Origin of the sequence: Bacteroides sp. An51A, from assembly GCF_002161565.1 — a bacterium.
In the GTDB taxonomy this organism is placed as follows: Bacteria; Bacteroidota; Bacteroidia; order Bacteroidales; family Bacteroidaceae; genus Phocaeicola; species Phocaeicola intestinalis.
The window spans coordinates 276,693-296,986 of record NZ_NFIC01000006.1 but is presented as its reverse complement, the minus strand read 5'-3'; the positions used below and the strand labels follow the sequence as shown (position 1 = coordinate 296,986).

Sequence of the window (20,294 nt, the reverse complement as noted above, 5' to 3'; positions counted from 1 at the left end):
TTACAGAATAGAAAGATTATCAATCGTAACCGTTACGGCATCCGGATTTTCGATGTCGCTGAACATCTTCTGAAAATCAATGCAGAACACAATGACACCATTGTAAGCTGCCGAAGGGCTGTAGCGAATCGTATAAGTACCGTCACCCTGTACGGTTGTCGTACCTTGACCTTCGCCTACCGACGGCCACCAGCCGTCAGCCGTACACATCAGTTGGGCGGTATAGGCATTGGTTGCAGCCGCACCGGTCAGTCCACTGATTGTAAACGTCAGCTCCATTGAATAATCGAACACAATGGAAGCTGGGTCAAACGGTTGGTTGGAAGCCGTGGAACCATACATGTTATACAATTCGATACGGAAATTATTCGTAGCTTCTTCCAGATGCCCACAAACAATTTTGCTATTGTCTACGGCAATCTCCGTAGCCGTCGGCGTACCGCTTCCGCTACCGGCATTCGGCAAGAAGTGGTAAGCCAAGTATTCGTCTTTCTCCGTACTGCGGTTTCCTAACCACATACCCATCACGCTGTTTCCTGCCGTTTCAATGCTCAAGATACGCAATTGGTTTTCTGCCGTAGCACTGAACATGATGTCACCGCCACCGATATGATAAGTCGGCACACCGGCACTGAACGTATAGATACCGTCTTCATCCAAGGTATAAGTACCGCTGGTAGTCGTTCCGTCCGGCATTTCGAACGTATAAGTCATATCCGCCGAATTCAGTGTCATACTCAGGTTTTCCAATCCGTCTACTACCGTAGCCCAGTCGGGATAATTGCCTGCGGTAAAGTTGTTCATCAGACTTCCGTCCAGATTAGCCCAGTCAAACGGCACATCAGGCGACATGGTCCACTTGATTTCGCTTGTAACCACTTCTGAAACCATATCCTGCCAGCCGTCGGGCAAAGTAGGTTCGGGGTCGGGCTGGTCTTCGGGCACATAATTGTCAGCATATTCTTTCGATACGAAATTCCATATCAGCCACCAGGGTCCTTCACTGTTGTCACGCATCACACCGATACGCAGGTGGTTTTCGTCCAGTTCCAATAGTTGCAGGTCTCTGCGCCAGTTGGTCGTACGGTCGCTCCAGCTTGGCGTGTGCAACAAGTCGCAATCGGTAAAGGTAATGGTATGCGAGTCGGTATTCAACATAAATGTACCGGTCTGAGTCTCATCCGATGAAGAATTATACACCGTCACATTTGCACCGCCTTGCAAGTTGAACGTCATGGTGCTTTCCCAAATGGCATCATCGCCCGTATGTCCCACTCCCGGATCCCAATTGGCAGTCCAGTTATTCCAAGTCACCGTACCCGAAGGATCGGCGTATGTCAGTTCACCGGCTGCAAATCCGTATTCTCCGTTATCGAAAATCCAGGTTTTCTCCTGATCTACCCCTCCAGTCAGATACGTCCACAGGTCATCATTCACAAAACCTGCATAGAAGCTGTCAATGGTAAAAGTCGCAGTAGGACCATAAACCACACCACCGCGGGTCTGCACACCGAAACGCACTTCGTATTCTCCCTCGAAAGGCATCTGCAAAGTCACTTCGGCTCCTTGTGCACGTCCTTGCGGATGTTCCCAGCATACTTGATAACTGGAAGGCATCAGGCTTCTCAAATAAACGATATTCGGATTTTCCGAATCGTGAGTAATGGTATAGGCAATGCCTTCTACCAAATCTTCAGAAGCTACATCCGGAGCTTCCAAGTCGTATGAATCGGGCGTACAGGCAGCTGTCATACCCATCAGCATCGCCAGCAGCGCCATTTGCAATGTATGTATCAGTTTATTCATAATGTTTCGATTTAAAAAATGGTTTGTTAGTTCTTAAGTTTTTGAATTTATCAGTTTTGTAAGCCTCGTCAACTCAAAAACTTAAAAACTTAAGAACTCAAAAACTTATTATTCACCAACCTGCATTTTGCTTCAATACACCGTTCGACAAGGTAATCTGATTATTCGGAATCTGCATCAAACCTTGTTTGCTAGTGATATTTGAAGCCGTAACGCTTACATTATCCGGATTGCCACCACTAACTACTGATGTATTTCCCGCAATTTGAGAAGCGGCATAGTCCACACCTTGACGGAGCAAGTCCCAGTAACGCTGCCCTTCGAAAGCAAACTCCAGCATACGCTCGTTCATGATATTTTCCTGCGTAACGGATACCTGACGATAGTAAGTAGACAAAACCAAATCGCCGTTCTCGTCTTCTTCTGTAAAGGCACGCTGGCGTACTTGGTTCAAGTATTCCTGCGCATTGGAGCTTCCCAACTCAGCCGCCATGAGCAACACATCGGCATAACGCATTACCACAAAGTCCTGGTATTGGGAAACCATATAGTCGCCCCCGCTTCCCAATCCAGTGGTTTCATCGGTCAACGCCCATGCACCGGTCGATTCGTTCTGTTCCCATTTCGACATCGGAGTATATTTCTTAATGGTATAGCCTGTATATTCACGCTGGTCATTATAACCGTTTTCATAATTCGGGTCTTCGGCAATACCCTCGCTTAAAAGGTTCACCATAGACGCTTCACGACGTGTATCTCCGGTATTGTAAGCCGTCCACATTTTCGGATTGACCGTACAGATGCCCCAACCTCTTCCGTAAGGTGTCCAATACACATTGATACTACGAATGCCTACATTCACCAGCCAGCGGTTTCCATCATTGTTTCCGTTATAATCAGAAGTATAGTTAAACTTCTGTGCCAATACGGTTTCTTCATTGCCCCGACCGGCGTAAGTAGAATGTTGGGTATAACCGCTCGCGGCATCGCCTTCCCACCAAGTGGAAGCGGGCACCCACAAGTTCTTAAATTGCGGAACCAACGCATATTCGCCTGAAGAAATGAGATCTTCCAAACCTTGCAATACAGAAGCACGAGTCACGCCTTCTACACTGGGTTCCTTGCCATAATAACCGGTATAGAACAAATAGACACGGGCCAGCAGAGCTTTGGCAGCATACTGGGTGATATGCCCGTCGTTGTTCGCCGCATCGCTCTTCGGGTAAGCCGAAGCCGGAATGTTTTCAGCCGCATAAAGCAAGTCGCTGAAGATGACATTATATACTTCATCCGGTTCAGCCTGCGGTCGGTTCTCGTTCACCGGTTCGGTAAACAAAGGAATATTCCCCCATAAACGCACCATATCGAAATAGCACAAAGCACGCAGAGCACGACATTCACCCATGTAAGTACCTCTTGTCTCCTCACTTGTCCAAGAAATCTGTTCTTCATGCGCAATCAGTTCATTGCAACGGTACACCGCCGCATAATATCCCGTCCAATCCCCTTCGAAAAGATTTAAATCAGAAGGAGATTGCGTCTGATCGAAACGGTCAATAATTTGATAATTACGTGCATCCGAAACGCCAGCCCCTCCAAAACACTCGTCAGCCATCAGCTCTGAAGCCATATAAAACGAAGTGCCGTTCGAAACCGTACTTTGCCACCCGTCATAGCATCCTATCAAAGCCCGGTATGCATCGCTTTCCGTCCGATAGAAATTGCCAGTAGTAGATTCTACTTTCGACTCCACATCCAGGAAATCAGCCGTACACGAAGCCAAGCCCATTCCAGCCAACCCCAATGCCATTATATAGATTTTATAGTTGTTCATATTCTTCAATTTTAAGATGATTCGTTAGAATTTCAAATTTACGCCCACCAAGAACGTACGCGGACGCGGATAATAGCCCAAGTCAATGCCCGATACCCAGTCAGAAGTACCGTAACCGATTTCCGGATCCATGCCGTCATACTTGGTAAAAGTAAAGGCATTCTGTACTTGGAAGTACAAACGGGCCTGGCTAATAGCCTTCAGGTTGATGAGTTTCGCAAAGTCGTATCCTACCGTGATATTACTGATACGCAAGTAATCGCCATCTTGAATATACAGGTCAGAGAACTGCCAGTTGATATTGGTATCCGTCACACGCGGAATGCGGTTGCTGGTACCCTCACCGGTCCAACGCCCCAAGATTGCCGACGTATAGTTCGCCTTGCTGTTGGCATGATTACGATATGACTGTACAATCTGATTACCTGCCGCACCGTACGCATTCAATGCAAAGTCGAAATTCTTATAACTGAAACCGAGATTGAAACCATACGTAAAGTCGGGCGTACCGTTACCCAAGTCCACCTTATCGTTATCATCAATCACCCCGTTATGGTCTTGGTCTACGTAGATGACATCACCCGGCTGGACATCAGCTTGCAAGATGCCGTTCCCTGCTGCACGCCAATCTTCAATTTGTTGTTTGTTCTGGAAGATTCCTGCCGTCTGATATCCCCAGAAGTAACCTATCGGATGACCGTTCGACGCACGGTAGAATTCCGGCGTATTGTCATACAACATATTGATATCACCGTGGATAATGCCGTCTTCGGTCGGAATATCACCCACCTTATTCTTATTATACGCACCATTGACGCCTACGTTATAACTGAAGTCTTTCCCAATCTGGTCGTTCCAAGTCAAAGCTAACTCGATACCGGTATTCTTTACATCACCGCCATTGATATACGGAGCGCCCGTACCTGCCGTAGCAAGAATCGGAGCTTCTACCAGCCAGTCTTTCGTGGTCTTGATATAGAAATCAGCGGTCAGGCTCAACCGGCTCCGCAAGAAACGTGCATCGATACCGATGTTGGTCTGCTCTGATGTTTCCCACGTAACGTCTTCATTGGCAAGACGGCTGGGATAAGCTCCCCAGAAACCGGATTGCGCATCTGCACCTACCTGATTACCGAAAATGTAATGCGTGTTGCTGGAAGTAATCGGAGCAGTGTACTGGTAATTGTCGATGTTCTGATTACCTACCTGACCCCAGCTGACACGGAGTTTCAAGAAGTCCAGCCAATCGTGTGTGTCTTCCATAAAAGCTTCGTTTGAAATCGTCCAACCTGCCGATACTGAAGGGAACACGCCATAACGGTTTCCACGAGCGAAACGGGAAGAACCGTCGGTACGTACCGTAGCGTTAATCATATAAGTTTCTTTCCAGTTCCATCCGAAACGGGCGAAATAAGAAACCGTACGTGTCTCATCATTCGGATGACCTGCCGCACCCAAACCGTTATCCGCACTGGTAGCTGTACCGTTGTCGAGGTACGCATGATCCCAATCATCAAACCCATCTCGCAACATACCGGTAGTTCCTCTCAGGTAAGTACCTGAATAACGGCTCATTTCCATACCCAACAAAGCGTTGAACGCATGTTCGCCCACCGTCCAGTCGTAGGTTGCCGTATTGGTCCATGTCATCGTCAAGCCGTGCGACATGTTTTGGGCAGCACTGGTACGTGTATTGTTGAAACTATAAATAGAGAACTGGTACAACGGAGAGAAGCTGCGGTATTCGTTCGTTGTATATACAGCACCGAATACGGTACGGAACTTCAAGTTCTTAATGGGTTGCAATTCGGCATACACATTACCCGAGAAAGTCACGTCCTTATTCTCGTTATTGCTGTTGGTCATCATGCTTCCGTAAGGGTTGCCATCTGCATTATACCAATCCGAGTTGGTCGTATCGTTATAAGGTGAATCATAAATGTTGTTGTCGCTATAAATAGGCGCCAACGGGGAAGTACCGAACGCACCACGCAATGTATTATTATATTGATTACCTACTGAAATACCGTTGTTCATCTTATAAACGAAGCTGACCTGCTCTCCTACCTTCAACAAGTCGGAATCCTTGAAAAGCTTGTGTTCCGAATTGATACGGAAGTTGTAACGTTCGTAATTCGATACGTCCTTACCACCTACGATACCTTCCTGACTCATATACCCTAACGACATCGCGTAAGTAGAAGTTTCCGAACCTCCGGTAATGCCCAGCGTATAGCTCTGTGTCTGGGCATTGTTCTGGAACATCGAGTTTACCCAGTCGGTGTCATACACATTGCCGTTGGCATCGTAAATGCTCTCGTACGAGCTCCAGTCATAGGGCGCATTACCCGAATTGACCGCCTGTTCGTCCATAATCATCATGTACTCCTGCGCGTTCAGCATGTCCGCCTTACGTGCCTGGGTCTGCCAGCCATAGTAAGCATCAAACGAAATCTGCGCCTTGCCTGCCTTACCGCTCTTGGTGGTAATCAATACCACACCGTTAGCAGCCTGCGCACCATAGATAGCGGCAGAAGCGGCATCTTTCAACACATCGATGCTTTCGATATCGGCCGGATTCAACGTAGAGATATCACCGCCTACTCCATCAATCAGATACAGAGGAGAAGCATTTCCCACCGTACCCAAACCACGGATACTTACTTTCATCGATTCGCCCGGCTGACCAGAGGTAGACGAAATGTTCACACCCGGCGTCTGTCCTTGCATCGCCTGCAAGGGGCTGTTGGTATTCATCTTCGCCAGCGTCTCGCCTTTCACCTGCACCGTGGCACCGGTGACCAATTTCTTTTTCTGCACGCCGTAACCTACTACGACTACTTCATCCAAAGTTTCCGAATCTTCTTCCATCACCACATTCAAGGTTTTCTGATTGGTAATTTGAATTTCTTGGGTCTTGAACCCGATGTAAGAGAATACCAACGTCTGGCCGGAAGCTACACTGACCGAATAATTTCCATCGAGGTCGGTAATAGAACCATTGGATGTTCCCTTCACCTGAACGCTGACGCCGATAAGCGGCAACTGGTCAGCGGCCGAAGTAACAACACCCGAAACAGTTAGATTTTCTTGTGAAGCCGGAGCGGCGTTCACACCACTTGCAGGGAAGCATAGAAGCATCGCCATAGCAAGAAAACACATGTGCACGAATGTGCACTTTCTGAATAAGTGTTTACTCATGGTACTTTGTTTAATAGTTAAAATTACATTATTCTATATGCCCCGATAGAATCGCACACATACGCTTTCTGCATCGAGAGCACCACAAATGTATTGCATATTATGAAAAACGGAGGGATGCATTTGTTTCCCGATAGGACATGATTTGTTTTCCGCACCATTTAATAACTTTTCAATCCCTCCAACGCATATATAAGCATCCGCCTGCGCACGTATTTGCAAGTGCCGATGAAGATACTTGCACATGCCGGCGATTATATAGGCAAGCTTACCGGCACGGGAACGGCATCTTGTCACAAGATTCCCGCACGCTCTACTTCTTTTATCCAAAGCTCTGACATGCGCCGGTGTCCCGCAGGTGTGGGATGAATACCGTCCCATATCCAATATGTGTCCTGCGAGGAAGGTTCTTCACGCAAGAGGGTTTCGAACATTTCATCATAAGGCAAATACACCGCCTTGTACTCAACGGCTATCCGTTTCACGATGCGGGCAAGGGTATGCACCAGACTATCACGCAAGGCAAATCCTTCCGATTCCTTCATCGAACCCGTGAAAGCCGTAAAGGGAGCACCCAGCACCAGCTTCAGGTTGGGATTGGCACGTAAAGAACGGTCGAGCAAGGCACGGTAACGCTTCTCCCACCCCAAGGTATCGAAAGGCTCGGCGTGCGGTCCTCCTACATAATAATGTATATCGTTCGTACCTACCAATACAGAAAGTATATCGGGCTTCAAGGCTATGGCATCTTCTTCCCACCGCTTCTCAAGGTCGGAAAGCGCATTGCCGCTGATGCTCCGGTTGAAGAACTCGTATCCCTTGCCGGGATATTTGCTCTGATAATACGAGGCACACAGATACATGTACCCGCTTCCGTAGATGTGGTTCATGTCCCACAAGTTCCGTCCGGCGGAAGGCATCGCACTTCCGTCGCTATTTCCCCAATTCCCGTCGGTAATAGAATCGCCGATAAACAATATCCGAAGCCCTTGCCCATACATGGGGCAAAGGCAAGCCAGCCAAAGCAGGCAAATCCATATTCGTTTCATATCTTATCAGATTAAAGTCACGCAAAAGTAATGATTCTCCTGTTTCACGCAAGACTTCCATCGCATCCTACAACATTTCATACCCCATTTAAAAACATCCTGCCCATAGGAAATACAGAGAATACCCTTCAAGAGACTGAAAAAAGATTATCTTTGCAAAAAAGAAAATCCAACTTCAAATCTAAACACACATACCATGCGAAACAAGAACATACTGACCTTTGCTTTGCTTGCCTTATTTTCACAGGCATTCGGACAAGGATACAAGAATCCGGTCATCCCGGGTTTTCATCCCGACCCCAGTGTCTGCAAGGCTGGAGATGATTATTATCTGGTGAACAGTTCGTTTCAATACTTTCCCGGTGTCCCCCTGTTCCATAGCAAGGACCTTGTCCATTGGGAACAGATAGGCAATTGCCTGGACAGACCCTCACAAGTCGACCTGACAGGAGCCAATGCTTGGGGAGGTATCTATGCCCCTACCATCCGTTATCATGAAGGAACATTTTACATGATAACCACCAACGTTTCGGGAAAAGGAAACTTTCTGGTGCATACCACCGACCCGCGCGGCGGATGGTCGGATCCTGTATGGTTGAAACAAGGAGGCATCGACCCTTCGCTCTACTTCGAGAACGGGAAATGCTACATGGTGAGCAACCCCGACAATTACATCACCCTGTGCGAAATAGACCCGATGAGCGGAGAGCAACTCTCTCCCTCGCGCAAGATATGGGGCGGCACAGGAGGCAGATATCCCGAAGGTCCTCATATTTATAAGAAAGACGGATGGTACTACCTGCTTATCTCGGAAGGCGGAACCGAAACGGGACATAGCGTCACCATCGCACGCAGCGCTTTCATTGAAGGTCCCTACACACCGAATCCTGCCAACCCCATCCTGACACATGCCTGCGTGGCAGGACAAGCCAGCCCGATACAAGGGACGGGACATGCCGACCTGGTAGAGGGAACCGACGGCTCGTGGTGGATGGTCTGCCTCGCTTACCGCATCATGCCGGGCACACACCATACGTTAGGGCGTGAAACCTATCTGGCACCCGTGCGCTGGGACAAAGGTGCATGGCCGGTAGTAAACGGAAACGGTACCATAGCGATAAACATGGACGTGCCCACACTTCCTCTCACTCCTTCCAAACCACAACCCGATACCTTCGAGTTCGAAGAAGAAAAGCTATCGCCCGAATGGGTATACCTGCAAAACCCGATACCGGAAAACTATGCCTTCGAAGACGGAAAGCTACGCCTGAGCGCAACAAACACGACCCTGAGCGACGGGAAAAGCCCTACATTCGTCGCGCTCCGGCAAGACCAGTTTGATATGGATGCCTCCACAAAAGTAGCACTCCGGCAGGCTCAGCCAGGAGATGAAGCCGGCATCACGGCGTTCATGGATTTTACATCCCATTATGACCTGTTCGTGCGCCAGGAAGCAAACGGAAAGCAATCCGTCGTGCTCCGCTACCAATTGGGTGAATTAAAGCACATCGAAAAAGAGGTGGCACTTCCCGATACAAGCCCTGTGATACTGAACCTGAAAGCGGACATAAACGTCTACCGCTTCGGATATACCGTCGACGGTAAATACCACGAATTAGGTAAAATGAACACACGCTACCTGAGTTCGGAAACCGCAGGAGGATTTACGGGAGTGATGTTGGGACTGTACGCCGTATCAGCATCTCCCGAATCGAAAGCATTTGCCGATTTTGATTACTTCAAATACCAACGACCATGAAAAGAAACCTATTCATTCTCTTACTTCTGCTCTTCCCTCTGATGCTCCTTGCGCAAAAAGAGGCGAAGCCCATCAAGGTGGCTTGCGTAGGGAACAGCATCACCGAAGGATTTGCCCTGGCACATCCGGAAACAGAAAGCTATCCCGCCGTACTCCAACGCCTGCTGGGAGACGGGTATCAAGTAGGCAACTTCGGGCTTACCGCCCATACCCTGATGATGAAAGGCAACCTGCCCTACATGAGCAAACAACCCTTCAAGGACGCACAAGCCTTCTTGCCCGACATCGTGACCATCAAGCTGGGAACAAACGATTCAAAACCAATAAACTGGATACACAAGGAAGACTTCAAGAAAGACTTGAACACGATGATAGATGCCTTCGAAGCACTCCCCTCGCATCCGCGCATCTACCTGTGCCTGCCCATTCCATCCGACCGGAAAGACTGGGGCATCAACGACAGTACCATCGTGAACGGCATCATCCCACGCATCCGCGAAGTGGCACACGAACGTAACCTGCCCGTCATCGACCTGCACACGCCGATGCTTCCTTATTATCCGAAAGAATATACCGACGGAGTGCACCCGAACAAATACGGCGCCATCGTAATAGCCGAAAATATCTACAAGGCACTGACTGGCAAAGAACCCGTGCCTGCACCAGGCAGAGCCGACCAAACCCTATGGTATGACAAACCGGCAAAACAATGGGAAGAAACCCTTCCGCTGGGCAACGGACGTCTGGGCATGATGCCCGACGGAGGCATCACGAAAGAGCACATCATACTGAATGAAATCAGCATGTGGAGCGGTTCGGAAGCAGACTACCGCAACCCGGAAGCCGCCGAAAGCCTTCCCCGCATCCGCCAACTCCTGTTTGAAGGCAAAAACAAAGAAGCACAAGAATTGATGTACACAAGCTTCGTACCCAAAAAGCCTGAAAAAGGAGGCACATTCGGATGTTTCCAAATGCTTGCCGATATGTACATCAACTATACCTTCCCTGATACGATAAGCCAAGCGAAAGATTACCTGCGCTGGCTCAATCTGGATGAAGGTGTGGCATATACCACCTTCACGAAAAACGCTACGCGCTATATCCGCGAATATTTCGTGTCAAGAAACAAAGATGTAATGCTGATTCACCTGCAGGCAGACCGTCCGGACGCACTTGGATTCCATTTAACTTTGAGCCGTCCCGAACGGGGACATGTGCGGAAACTGAGCGAAGGGAAACTGGGAATAACGGGAACACTGGATAGCGGAAATGAACGGCAAGAAGGCATACGCTATGCTGCCATAGCCGGTGTAAAACTATCGGGCAAGAAAAGCCGGATGCATACTCATGCAGATGGCATTGAAGTTTCGGATGCTGACGAGGCATGGATTATCGTATCGGCGAACACTTCGTATATGAAAGGCGGAATCTATCAGACCGAAACCCAACGCCTGCTCGACCAAGCCCTGGCTTCCGACCTGACACAAGCCAAACAAGAAGCAACCGGTGAATACCAACAGCTCTTCCACCGTGCCGGCATCGAATTACCCGAAAATAAAACCGTGTCCCAATTAAGCACCGACAAGCGGCTGGAGGCTTTCCAAACGCAGGATGACCCTTCTCTGGCTGCCCTTTATTACAATTACGGACGCTATCTGCTGATTAGCAGTACCCGCCCCGGAAGCTTGCCTCCCAACCTGCAAGGGCTTTGGGCGAACGGAGTAATGACTCCGTGGAATGGAGACTATCATACCAACATCAATGTCCAGATGAACCACTGGCCGGTAGAACCTTGCAATTTGTCGGAATTGTACCAACCGCTCGTCGACCTGATAAAAAGACTGGTTCCCAGTGGAGAAGAAACCGCAAAGACTTTCTATGGTCCCGAAGCGAAAGGCTGGGTGCTCCACATGATGACCAACGTATGGAATTATACCGCACCAGGCGAACATCCTTCATGGGGAGCGACCAATACAGGAGGCGCATGGCTTTGCGCACATCTGTGGGAGCACTATCTGTATACGGGCAACCGGCAATACCTTGCCGATATTTATCCCCTATTAAAAGGAGCTTCGGAGTTCTTCTACTCTACCATGGTACGTGAACCGGAACACGGATGGCTGGTGACGGCTCCCACTTCCTCTCCCGAAAACGAGTTTTATGTATCAAAGAAAGACCGGACCCCTATCAGCGTATGCATGGGACCCACGATGGACATCCAATTGGTAAGGGAACTTTACACCCATGTGATTGAAGCCGCATCCATCCTGCATACAGACTCTCTTTATGCCAATCAATTGAAAGAAGCAAGCGCCCAACTTCCTCCACACCAGATCAGCAAGAAGGGGTATCTGATGGAATGGCTCAAAGACTATGAAGAAACGGATGTACATCACCGGCACGTGTCGCATCTGTATGGTTTGCATCCGGGAAACCAAATCTCGCTTTATTATACACCCGAATTGGCAGAAGCATGTAAAGTTACGTTAGAACGAAGAGGAGACGGAGGAACAGGATGGAGCCGCGCATGGAAAATAAACTTCTGGGCACGACTGGGTGACGGAAACCGGGCATACACCTTATTCCGTAACCTGCTTTATCCTGCCTATACCCAAGAAAACCCCAATGAACACGGAAGCGGGACTTTTCCCAACCTGTTCTGTTCGCACCCGCCTTTCCAAATAGACGGGAACTGGGGAGGCACTTCGGGTATCAGTGAAATGCTGATACAAAGCCAGGATGGATTCATCAACCTGCTCCCTGCCCTGCCCGACTCGTGGGAAAAAGGAAACTTATACGGATTCAAAGTACGTGGAGGCGCTATGGTCAGCATGAAATGGAAAGAAGGAAAGCCGGTAGAAGTTATTCTTACCGGAGGCTGGAATCCGAATGTCAAGATTAAGATGCCGGAAGGCATAACCGAAGTTTCGGTGAACGGAGAGAAACGCAAAGCGGAAAAGTTTGTGGAACTTACGGTGCCGGAAGGGGAAATAGCAAGACTGCGCTTTTAAAACCAAATGAATGTCTGCAAACAGCCAATGCATACCCCTGAAAAATGAATATATACTGCATTCGCGGTTGAATATATACTGCATTCGCTTACGGATATATACTTCATCGGCAGATGCAGTACTACTGCGTTTTCAACTCAGAGAGATTGACTAAATGCGGACATTCATATACAATAATACTATCTTATCAAAAGATAATACCCCTAATGACATTACTTGGAAAAAACAAAAGAACGATTTATCTTTGAACAACACCAATAAACAAATATATCATGAAACATCTAAAAAACATTGCACTGGCTTCTGTTTTGTGTGCAGGAACCTGTTTAAGTGCAGAAGGACAAACCGTCCCGCCTGCCATCCCTTCTGACCCCGAAATCGAAGCCAACATCCAAAATTGGCTCAAGAAAATGACCATCGAGGAAAAGATAGGTCAGATGTGTGAAATCACCATCGATGTAGTGACCGACTTCGAAGCAAGCCAAAAGGACGGGTTCACCCTGGACAAAGCCAAGCTGGATACCGTTATCGGGAAATACAAGGTCGGCTCGCTCCTGAACGTTCCCCTGAGCATTGCCCAGCCGAAAGAGAAATGGGCGGAAGCCATCAGGCAGATTCAGGAACTTTCGATGAAGGAAATCGGAATCCCCTGCATCTATGGCGTAGACCAGATACACGGAACCACTTATACGCTTGATGGAACCCTGTTCCCGCAAGGTGTCAACATGGGAGCCACATTCAACCGGGACCTGGTAAAGCGTGAAGCCGAAATCTCGGCATACGAAACCAAAGCGGGATGCATCCCCTGGACGTATGCTCCCGTAGTAGATTTGGGAAGAGACCCGCGCTGGTCGCGCATGTGGGAGAACTATGGAGAGGACTGCTACGTGAATGCGGAAATGGGCAAAGCGTCGGTCATCGGCTTCCAAGGCGAAGACCCGAACCACATCGGCAAATATAACGTAGCCGCCTGTATGAAACACTATATGGGCTATGGCGTTCCGGTTTCGGGCAAGGACCGTACGCCCTCTTCCATCTCGCGGAGCGACATGCGCGAAAAGCACTTCGCGCCTTATTTGGCAGCTGTCCGCCAGGGGGCGTTGAGCGTGATGGTCAACTCGGGCGTGGACAACGGCATGCCCTTCCATGCCAACAGGGAATTCCTGACCCAATGGCTGAAAGAAGACTTGAACTGGGACGGACTGGTGGTTACAGACTGGGCGGACATCAACAACCTGTGTACCCGCGACCACATTGCCGCGACCAAGAAAGAAGCCATCAAGATAGCCATCAACGCCGGCATTGACATGTCGATGGTGCCATACGAAGTGAGCTTCTGCGATTACCTGAAAGAACTGGTACAGGAAGGCGAAGTGCCCATGAGCCGCATCGATGATGCCGTAGCACGCGTCTTGCGCCTGAAATACCGCCTCGGACTCTTCGACAAGCCTTACTGGAGCACCGGAGACTATCCGGAATTCGGTTCAAAAGAATTTGCTGATGTAGCCCTCCAGGCAGCCGAAGAGTCGGAAGTGCTGCTTAAGAACGAAGGGGGCATCCTGCCGCTCGCCAAAGGCAAGAAGATTCTTCTGGCTGGCCCGAACGCCAACTCCATGCGGTGCCTGAACGGAGGCTGGTCATACAGCTGGCAGGGACACCGTGCCGACGAATGCGCCCAGGCATACAACACCATCTACGAAGCCCTTTGCAACAAGTTCGGTAAAGAGAACATCATCTACGAACCGGGCGTAACTTACGCTCCCTACAAGAACGATAACTGGTGGGAAGAGAACACGCCGGAAATTGACAAGTCAGTAGCCGCCGCTCAAAATGCCGATGTCATCATCGCTTGCATCGGCGAGAATTCCTATTGCGAGACTCCGGGAAACCTGACCGACCTGAACCTCTCCGCAAACCAGCAGGACCTGGTAAAGGCATTGGCCGAGACCGGGAAACCTGTCATCCTGATTCTGAACGAAGGACGTCCGCGTCTCATCAAGGACATCGAGCCGCTGGCTAAAGCCGTAATAAACATAATGCTTCCGGGCAATTACGGGGGAGATGCCTTGGCAAACCTGCTTGCCGGAGATGCCAATTTCAGTGCGAAAATGCCCTATACCTATCCGAGACACATCAATGCCCTTGCTACCTACGACTACAAGCCGTGCGAGAACATCGGTCAGATGGGCGGGAACTACAATTATGATTCGGTCATGGATATCCAATGGCCTTTCGGATTCGGACTGAGCTACACTACCTATAAATACAGCAACCTGAAGGTAGACAAGGCCCAATTCACCGCCGATGATGAACTGACCTTCACCGTAGACGTGACCAACACGGGAAGCGTGGCAGGCAAGGAAAGCGTACTGCTCTACTCGAAAGACTTGGTGGCAAGCAGCACCCCCGACAACATCCGCCTGCGCAACTTCGAGAAGTTTTCCCTGAATCCGGGCGAGACCAAGACCGTTACCATGAAGCTGAAAGGAAGCGACCTGGCTTTCGTCAACTATTACGGAAAATGGACGCTGGAGAAAGGAGACTTCAAAGTGAAGTGCGGCGACCAGTGGATAGACCTGCAATGCACACAAACCAAGGTGTGGGATACCCCTAACCGATAAATTATAATCGAACACAGAGACACGGAGACACGGAGAAAAAATAAAAAACTCTGCGTCTCCGTGTCTTTGTGTTTAAATAAATCGTATCTTTGGCAAAACATTAATCAAAAACATCATATCATGATAACATTCCCTAACGCCAAAATAAACTTAGGCCTTAACGTTGTAGAAAAACGTGCCGACGGATACCATAATATCGAAACCGTCTTTTATCCGATTAACCTGCAAGACGCACTCGAAGTAAACCGATTGGAGAACAGAAGCGAACCTTTCCGCCTCTGTGTCAAAGGCACTCTGCTCGATGGTGCCCCCGAAGATAACCTTGTAGTAAAAGCCTACCTTTTGCTTCGCGAAAAATACCAGTTGCCTCCTGTCGACATTCATTTATATAAACATATCCCTACCGGAGCCGGATTAGGAGGAGGCTCTGCCGACGGAGCTTTCATGATTAAGTTATTGAACGAAAAATTCCAAATCGGACTGACCGTTCAGGAAATGGAAGAATATGCCGCACGCATCGGAGCCGATTGCGCTTTCTTTGTGCGCAACCAACCCGTATTTGCCACCGGCATCGGAAATATCTTCGAACCTGTCACTTGCACACTTGCCGATTATCGGCTGGTATTGGTCAAACCGCAAAACGCAATCTCGACCAGCGAAGCCTATAGCCGCATCAAGCCGCATTATCCGGAAAAATCGGTGAAAGAAATCATCCGACAGCCCGTAGAGACTTGGAAAGACGAATTAAGAAACGATTTTGAAGAATCGGTATTCGCCCTCTATCCCGAAATAGCCGCCATCAAAGACAAAATGTACGACTTGGGAGCCGTATATGCTTCGATGACCGGTTCAGGCTCAGCCGTCTATGGTATCTTCCGCGAACGGATTGAAAACGTCGATGCTATCTTCAGCGGATACTTCTGCCGCCAGCGGGAAATGATTTGATTTTTTATCAGAAAACCAAACCATGACCGACCCCAATATCCATCGTTTCGCATCTTCTGTTGAGGACATACCCTTCCCTTCAGGTTTCACATACCCGTTTCATTACACCCCACATCCATTGGTGCAGACGGCGGCACACGAAGTGCGGGCTTATCTCCGCACTCGTCCCGAATGGGAAGAAGAACTGAAGAAAGGGAAGATGTTTGGTGTGCTTCTGATAGAAGATACGGAAGGATATGTAGGCTATTTGGCGGCTTTCTCCGGAAATCTTGACGGAAGCAACCTACACCGTGGGTTCGTACCTCCGGTGTATGACCTTTTGTGTCCGGACGGTTTCTTCAAGCAAGAGGAAAGTGAGATATCCGCCATCAACCGACGCATCGAATTGCTGGAAACAGACGAAGATTATCTGCACCTGCAACGCACATACCAAATCGGTGCGGAAGCCCGTCGGACGATATTGGCAAAAGCCAAAGAGGAAATGAAACAAGCCAAATCGTTGCGTGAAGAAAAGCGGAAGAAAGGGATTTCGCCCGAAGAAGAAGTCGCACTCATCAAGGAAAGCCAGTTCCAAAAAGCCGAATACAAACGCTTGGAGAAAAGGCTGAAAGCGCAGGAAGAAGAACAGAAAAACTCGCTTGTGGTGTTCGAGAATCAGATACAAACCCTGAAACATGAACGGAAAAACCGCTCAGCAGCACTCCAGCAAAAACTATTCGAACAGTTTCGCATGCTCAATGCTCAAGGAGAAGAAAAAGACCTTTGCCAAATCTTTCATGAAACCCCACAAGGCACACCACCTGCAGGAGCCGGCGAATGTGCCTTGCCCAAACTTCTGCAATACGCCTACCAACATAACTTTCACCCTTTAGCCATGGGAGAATTTTGGATCGGCGAATCTCCCAAAGAAGAAATCCGACACGAAGGACATTTTTATCCCTCGTGCAAGAATAAATGTGAACCCATACTGAAACACATGCTTATCGGATTACAGGTAGAACCCAATCCCTTGGCAGGAAGAGAGACAAAGAAAAAAGAACTGGAAATTGTATACGAAGACGAATGGCTAATCGTAGTAAATAAGCCTGAAGGCATGCTTTCCACACCTGGCAAACTGACCACAGATTCGGTCTATACCCGCCTGCATACACTTTATCCTACCGCAACAGGCCCACTTATTGTCCATCGCCTTGATATGGCTACATCCGGATTGTTGCTGGTTGCCAAAACCAAAGAAATCCATTATGCACTACAAAAAATGTTCGCTTCCCGACGGATACAAAAACGATACACAGCATGGCTGAACGGCATCGTAACCACAGATGAAGGTATCATCAACCTTCCTATTTGCCCCGACTATGACAATCGTCCTTATCAAATGGTGCATTCCGAATACGGGAAACCAGCCGTTACCCGTTATAAAGTGCTCGGACGGAAAGACGGAAAAACCCGCATTGCATTCTATCCCCTCACCGGACGCACTCACCAATTGCGCGTCCATGCGGCTCATCCGGACGGACTGAATTGCCCCATCATAGGCGATGAGCTATATGGGAAAAAAGCCGACCGCCTATACCTGCATGCCAGTGAACTGTCATTCGAGCATCCGGCAACCGGTCAACTGATAACCTTCTGCAAGGAAGCTGAATTTTAAAGCTCGATGACACAATTTAAGCTTAAATGACTGAACAGACAGTAAACTTTTGCCTGTACAGCTTGTCTGATAAATAAAGACACGAAAAGCGTACGGCTTTCAATCGGTACCGGGAGGCTTCATGCTTGATACGTGTTGTTATGTATAACTTAAAACCCAGACAAGATGAAAACAACTAATTTTTGCTACATTCTTTTGACAAGTGCCCTACTTTTCAGTTCTTCTCTATTTGCTCAGGAAAAGCCCCAACGTGGGAAACGACTGACTCCCGAACAACGCATTGAGCGTCAGGTGGAAAAAATGGATAAGCAACTGCTACTGGACGATAAGACTTCAGCCAAATTCCTTCCCTTATACAAAGAATACCTTACAGCCTTGGCAGAATGCCGACAAGACATGCCTGCCCCCAAAGGAGCTCGTGAAAAAGAATTGAACGATGATGAACTGGACAAATTTATGCGATCACGTTTTGAATGCAGAAAGAAATGTCTTGAGATTCAAGAGACTTATTACAAGAAATTCAAAGAAATCTTGACAATGCGTCAGGTAGAGAAAGTCTTCTGTTTTCGCCCAAATCCGAAACCTCATCATCGGATTAGTCCGGAAAAATTGCCAATAAAAGCCCCATTGCCTGCCGAAAAGCTCATCCGTTAACAGCAAAATCAAGGGAAATGACAGACACTCCAGCAAACAAGCCACATGACATGATATGGACGTCATTTCCCATACAAAGTTTCCATAAACAGTCAAAGAGGCATCAAGATACATACGTGTCCTGATGCCTCTTATTTCTTACAAATTACGAAAAGATCCACGCAACAACATCGCTTTCGTCTTGCCTGTAAACCCTAACTGCAGGATTTCACTGATGCTGTTCACGCAACAGGTCGTTCACAGTCTTTACCGGATTGAAGGTACTGAGCGGAACTTCTACAAATACCGTACTCCAGTCACTCATCGAACCGTTCCAAAGTCCCGGAAGCTCCAGCGCTTTCAGGTCTTTACCGTTCTTCGACTTGTATGAGATAAAACCAGTAGCCTTATCGACGTGTTCCAACAAATTGAACTTATTGCCTTTGTAATCACGCACAGCACATACCAAATCCACCGGATTGAAATGTGTGCCCTTTTCGAACATCGCCTTCTTTTCCGGATCTTTCATATCAATCTGCGAACTTTCCAGAATCTGCAACGAAACAGTACCATCCGGATTATAAGCCAGGAACGGTCCTCCACCCGGTTCACCTACATTCTTTACCATACCGCACACGCGCATCGGACGATTAAGCTTCTTACGCAGATAAATTACCAGGTCGGCATCTTCCATATCCTTGATGTCTTCCTTGCGACAACGCAACTGCTGCTGGACGAAACGAATAATACTTTCAAGTTGTTCATGGCTATAATGACCACTATCCAGCAATTCCAAATAATCGAATGCTTGTTTTTGAAGCGTCACCAGCACACCTGCCAACAATTTTTTGTAGGTCACAGTATCTTCTTTCAACCGGTCCGGAACCACGTTATCAATGTTCTTGATAAACACAATATCGGCATCCAAATCATTCAGGTTTTCAATCAATGCTCCATGACCACCCGGACGGAATACCAACTTCCCTTTATCATCGCGGAACGGTTTGTTGTCCATGTCTGCTGCGATAGTATCTGTACTGGGTTTCTGTTCGGAGAACGAAATATTATATTCCACTTCATACTTTTTCGCATATTCACCGATTTTGGCATCCACCAGTTTGGCAAACAATGCACGATGTTCGGTAGAAACAGTGAAGTGTACATTTACCTTACCGGTTTTTCCGGCAGCATACAAAGCACCTTCTACCAGATGTTCTTCCAATGGCGTACGTACCCCGTCAGCATATCGATGGAACTTCAACAAGCCCTTTGGAAGTGAACCATAATTCAGTCCGGCAGCTTCAAGCAAATTCGAAACAATAACCTTGTAATTTTTTTCTTCCAGCAATGCGTTGATATCTTTTCCCGTGTTATCCAGACACGCTGCATTCAAATCATTGTAGAAAGCAAAATTATGGATATGATCGAAAAACTTCTTTTCGAAGTCAGTAGTAGGCACATCATAATCGGCTCCTAAAAACTCAAACATATTCTTGAACATCCGGCTTGCCGCACCCGATGCAGGAACAAATTTCACAATTTTGCGGTCACCATCCTTATAAGCATCCCATGCAGCCAGATATTTTTTCTGCATGGCCTCATCGGCTACCATGATACCATTATTTTCTACTGAAGCAGCGGCTGCAAGACGCAAAAAAGGAAACCCATGTTCGAAACAAGCCAACTGCTCTTCAATCTGTTGCTCAGAAATGCCTTTCTTCGCCAACAATTCTTTGTCTTCGTGTGTTAACATATATGATAAATTTAAGTAATGAATAAGT

At 48.1% G+C, this 20,294-nt stretch carries 11 protein-coding genes; 6 read left to right on the top strand and 5 right to left on the bottom strand.

The window, feature by feature from the left end; all coding sequences use genetic code 11:
• The 4 genes from B5G04_RS13640 to B5G04_RS13625 all read right to left on the bottom strand — a co-directional run bounded on the left by B5G04_RS13640 (position 1) and on the right by B5G04_RS13625 (position 7,890).
• Entirely contained in the window at positions 1-1,806 is a 1,806-nt protein-coding gene (locus tag B5G04_RS13640; protein ID WP_087397689.1) for a hypothetical protein, read from the bottom strand.
• Positions 1,807-1,918: 112 nt separating this feature from the next.
• Positions 1,919-3,640, bottom strand: a complete 1,722-nt coding sequence (locus tag B5G04_RS13635) for a RagB/SusD family nutrient uptake outer membrane protein (protein ID WP_087397687.1) — start codon at positions 3,638-3,640, stop codon at positions 1,919-1,921.
• A gap of 24 nt (positions 3,641-3,664) precedes the next feature.
• Positions 3,665-6,841, bottom strand: coding sequence for a TonB-dependent receptor (locus tag B5G04_RS13630; RefSeq protein WP_087397684.1), 3,177 nt, complete (start codon positions 6,839-6,841; stop codon positions 3,665-3,667).
• Between the two features lie 293 nt (positions 6,842-7,134).
• The gene (locus B5G04_RS13625; RefSeq protein WP_087397683.1) at positions 7,135-7,890 is read right to left on the bottom strand and encodes an SGNH/GDSL hydrolase family protein; all 756 of its coding nucleotides are present in this window, start codon (positions 7,888-7,890) and stop codon (positions 7,135-7,137) included.
• 196 nt (positions 7,891-8,086) lie between these two features.
• Between B5G04_RS13625 and B5G04_RS13620 the strand changes: the two genes are divergently transcribed.
• From B5G04_RS13620 to B5G04_RS13595, 6 genes are all read left to right on the top strand, one after another.
• The gene (locus B5G04_RS13620) at positions 8,087-9,649 is read left to right on the top strand and encodes a glycoside hydrolase family 43 protein (RefSeq protein WP_087397681.1); all 1,563 of its coding nucleotides are present in this window, start codon (positions 8,087-8,089) and stop codon (positions 9,647-9,649) included.
• On the top strand, positions 9,646-12,660 hold the full coding sequence (locus tag B5G04_RS13615) for a glycoside hydrolase N-terminal domain-containing protein (protein WP_087397679.1): 3,015 nt from the start codon (positions 9,646-9,648) through the stop codon (positions 12,658-12,660). Before B5G04_RS13620 ends, B5G04_RS13615 begins: the two co-directional genes overlap by 4 nt.
• A 272-nt stretch (positions 12,661-12,932) precedes the next feature.
• On the top strand, positions 12,933-15,281 hold the full coding sequence (locus tag B5G04_RS13610; protein ID WP_087397677.1) for a glycoside hydrolase family 3 N-terminal domain-containing protein: 2,349 nt from the start codon (positions 12,933-12,935) through the stop codon (positions 15,279-15,281).
• Positions 15,282-15,401: 120 nt separating this feature from the next.
• A complete protein-coding gene (gene ispE / locus B5G04_RS13605) occupies positions 15,402-16,226 on the top strand; it encodes a 4-(cytidine 5'-diphospho)-2-C-methyl-D-erythritol kinase (protein WP_087397675.1) in 825 nt (274 codons plus the stop codon).
• Between the two features lie 22 nt (positions 16,227-16,248).
• Positions 16,249-17,880 (top strand): RluA family pseudouridine synthase, encoded by a 1,632-nt coding sequence (locus tag B5G04_RS13600; protein ID WP_087397673.1) that lies wholly within the window; start codon positions 16,249-16,251, stop codon positions 17,878-17,880.
• Positions 17,881-18,045: 165 nt separating this feature from the next.
• Positions 18,046-18,534, top strand: coding sequence for a hypothetical protein (locus B5G04_RS13595; protein ID WP_087397671.1), 489 nt, complete (start codon positions 18,046-18,048; stop codon positions 18,532-18,534).
• Between the two features lie 208 nt (positions 18,535-18,742).
• Here B5G04_RS13595 and B5G04_RS13590 read toward each other — a convergent pair whose 3' ends face one another.
• Positions 18,743-20,266, bottom strand: a complete 1,524-nt coding sequence (locus B5G04_RS13590; RefSeq protein ID WP_087247907.1) for a DUF4301 family protein — start codon at positions 20,264-20,266, stop codon at positions 18,743-18,745.
• Positions 20,267-20,294 lie beyond the last annotated feature (28 nt).

Excerpts from the sequence above, each read along its gene's own strand:
- B5G04_RS13600 (WP_087397673.1), top strand. The coding sequence starts at position 16,249 with ATGACCGACCCCAATATCCATCGTTTCGCATCTTCTGTTGAGGACATA.
- B5G04_RS13625 (WP_087397683.1), bottom strand. The coding sequence starts at position 7,890 with ATGAAACGAATATGGATTTGCCTGCTTTGGCTGGCTTGCCTTTGCCCC.
- B5G04_RS13595 (WP_087397671.1), top strand. The coding sequence starts at position 18,046 with ATGAAAACAACTAATTTTTGCTACATTCTTTTGACAAGTGCCCTACTT.
- ispE (WP_087397675.1), top strand. The coding sequence starts at position 15,402 with ATGATAACATTCCCTAACGCCAAAATAAACTTAGGCCTTAACGTTGTA.
- B5G04_RS13590 (WP_087247907.1), bottom strand. The coding sequence starts at position 20,266 with ATGTTAACACACGAAGACAAAGAATTGTTGGCGAAGAAAGGCATTTCT.
- B5G04_RS13630 (WP_087397684.1), bottom strand. The coding sequence starts at position 6,841 with ATGAGTAAACACTTATTCAGAAAGTGCACATTCGTGCACATGTGTTTT.
- B5G04_RS13610 (WP_087397677.1), top strand. The coding sequence starts at position 12,933 with ATGAAACATCTAAAAAACATTGCACTGGCTTCTGTTTTGTGTGCAGGA.
- B5G04_RS13640 (WP_087397689.1), bottom strand. The coding sequence starts at position 1,806 with ATGAATAAACTGATACATACATTGCAAATGGCGCTGCTGGCGATGCTG.
- B5G04_RS13615 (WP_087397679.1), top strand. The coding sequence starts at position 9,646 with ATGAAAAGAAACCTATTCATTCTCTTACTTCTGCTCTTCCCTCTGATG.
- B5G04_RS13620 (WP_087397681.1), top strand. The coding sequence starts at position 8,087 with ATGCGAAACAAGAACATACTGACCTTTGCTTTGCTTGCCTTATTTTCA.
- B5G04_RS13635 (WP_087397687.1), bottom strand. The coding sequence starts at position 3,640 with ATGAACAACTATAAAATCTATATAATGGCATTGGGGTTGGCTGGAATG.